Annotated in this window: 2 protein-coding genes; both read right to left on the reverse strand. The window is 56.1% G+C overall.

Annotated elements, in window-relative coordinates; translation table 11 throughout:
• Nucleotides 1–313: 313 nt before the first annotated feature.
• The gene (locus C7436_RS00005) at nucleotides 314–1,438 is read right to left on the reverse strand and encodes an IS91 family transposase (protein WP_121206282.1); all 1,125 of its coding nucleotides are present in this window, start codon (nucleotides 1,436–1,438) and stop codon (nucleotides 314–316) included.
• Nucleotides 1,438–2,289, reverse strand: a complete 852-nt coding sequence (locus C7436_RS00010; protein ID WP_011784494.1) for a tyrosine-type recombinase/integrase — start codon at nucleotides 2,287–2,289, stop codon at nucleotides 1,438–1,440. The genes C7436_RS00005 and C7436_RS00010 overlap by 1 nt, the downstream gene beginning before the upstream one ends.
• Nucleotides 2,290–2,633 lie beyond the last annotated feature (344 nt).

Genomic DNA, 2,633 nt, shown 5'->3' on the forward strand with positions numbered 1-2,633 from the left:
TAACACTGAAGCATTTAATGGTCGTGCGCAGCATGGCCTTTAAATGTGGGTTGGACTAAGCCGCTGCCACCAATGCCAGCACACAATGTATAAGGGTAAAGTAAATTTTGAACGGATACCGGGATGGCGGTTCAGGCCCGCAAAGGTACTCTGCAGAAGTGCTTATCGTCCTGATGGTCCCCATAAAATGCCTCATCCCTGGGTGGTTTGGATCAGCCTACCCCCCTGTCTCTTTCATTGCCAGCCTCAGCCCGAGTCGAAGCCCAGCTCCTCAGGAACTGTAGCGCTCACGGGAAGCCGCCAGGGAAAGCGGCTAACCCGTCACTCTACCCACGGTTTTAAACCGGGGAATCTGCCGAACCATATAAACCACACCATCCTCGCATCGAGGGCACGGCCAGCTGCGTTGGGACTCCGAGCCATTCTTGACTTCAACATCGACCTCGGGTGGCTTTTGAAGGGCCTGACGAATGGCCGTCAGCTTGCGACGTCGGGTTCGGTTACTCAGATAACCAAAGTGACGAATCCGCATAAAGCCCTTGGGCAGGATATGCATGAGGAACCGTCGAACAAATTCCGCCCCTTCCAGTTGCAGGCTCTTCTGGCGCCCTCCTTCCCGGTAGTCCACATAGCGGATCATGATTCGGCCGCCGTCCTGTGACAACAAACGACCGTCACTGATAGCAATCCGGTGGGTGTAGCGAGCCAGGTAATCCACCACCGTCTCCGCCTGATTCAGACAAGGGCGGGCGTAAACCACCCAATCCTGCTGCATCACTTTTTTGAGTACGTCGTCGATGGCTTGAGGCTCCGTGAGTCTGTGCAATTCGCCGGTTCTGACCGATCGTCTGAGGGACGATACCATGCGGCCGCGAAAGCGGCGGGACAAGGCCCTGACGGGGAACAGATATTGATGTTTAGCCTCATGCCATTCTCCGGCCTCTGTGAGCACCCCGCCCGGAATCAGGCAATGCACGTGAACGTGGCGACTCAGATTCTGCCCCCAGGTATGGAGCGCGGCTGTCATGCCCAACTCACCCTGCAAGTGTTTGGTTGTATGGCCAAACTGACTGAGCGTATTCCAAACTGACTCAAACAGGCGACGGTAAACCACTTCCGGGTGCACCTGAACCCAGCCATTCAGGGCGTGGGGCACGGTGAACACCAGGTGGAAGTAGGGTACCGGCAGTAGCGATCGACGCTGGCGCTCACACCACTGTTGGCTAGCCCGACTCTGGCATTGCGGACAATGCCGGTCCCGGCAACCGTAGTAATGCACGGTTCGTGCTTTGCAGTGATCACAACGCATTTCCATACCGCCCATCCGGGCTGTGCGGCAATCCATCAGTCGGCTGCACACCTTGCGACGGTGGCGGTCCAATGAGTCGGTCGAGAGGAACTGGGTCAGTGCCGACTGGACCGTAACTGAACCGGCCATCACGCACCCCCCAGATCCGCGATCAAGTCCGCAGGCGAACGGTTTTGTGAGGATATTCCCGGCAACCAGTGCAGGTAGCGCTCCGTGGTGCGCAGATCACTGTGCCCAAGATATTTCTGTAACTCGTTGAGCGGTACACCATGTTCCAGCTGATGGGTCGCATAGGCGTGGCGCAGTGCGTGTATCCCTCCGCGTCTTTGCACGCCGCTGAGGCGCTTGGCGTGACGATAAACCTTCTGGGCCGTGGTGGCGGTCAGGTGCTGACCAACCAGTACTTCACTCGGAAACAGCCAGAGTACGGGGCGGCCAAGGCACCAATACGCTCGCAATACATCGAGTAGCACGTCAGTCAGGGGCACCATGCGATCCTTACCGCCCTTGCCCTGATGGATGTGAAGCAGGTGGCGCTCCCCGTCGATGTTCTTCACTTGCAATGACACGGCTTCACTCACTCGCAAGCCGCAGCCATACGTGATCAACAGCAAGGCCCGATGCTTGGGGTTCTTGGTGGCTCCCACTATCCTTGCAACGTCCTGACGAGTCAGTAACTCAGGAATGCGCTGTGGTCGCTTGGGCAGCACCAGGTTCACGTCGAAGTCTGCCCAATGCAGCACCTGCAGATACAAAAACCGAATGCCATGCAGGTAAAGCCGACAACTGGCCGGCGCCAGGGAACGTTCCTGGACGAGGTAATTAAAGTAGGTCTGCAGATCCCCGACCTCCAACTGGTCCGGGGATCGACGATAATATCGAGCCAGATCCGCGACTACATAGAGATAACTTTTTTGGGTCTGCGGGGAAAAACCATGCTGACGCATGGTCTGGATCATAGCCTGACGTAAGGGGGTCATGGCGGCATCTCCTCTTTGAAAAGCCCACTTGGGCCATTCAAAAGTATCCTCCAATCACCTCCATTCCGGGGAGATTCTCAGTATCACCGCTACCGCGGAGCGGTTTAGTTCAACAGCTAATTATACGAACCCGTTCGTATAACACGCATTCGTATAACTCCAAAAATCGCGGCCCGAACAAACCCCAGCTTCACTAATAAAATCAGCAAATTACCTGAACCCACCACGGCTACCGCCGGAGTTATACGCCCGTGTTTGAGCCACCCCTGCTCCAGATTGGGGGCGTATAACTCCGCACGCCCCGATATTCCTTTTCAAACTTATCAGAAGGTTAGCAACATTTC

It is taken from the genome of Marinobacter nauticus, assembly GCF_003634635.1.
Classification (GTDB): Bacteria; Pseudomonadota; Gammaproteobacteria; order Pseudomonadales; family Oleiphilaceae; genus Marinobacter; species Marinobacter nauticus.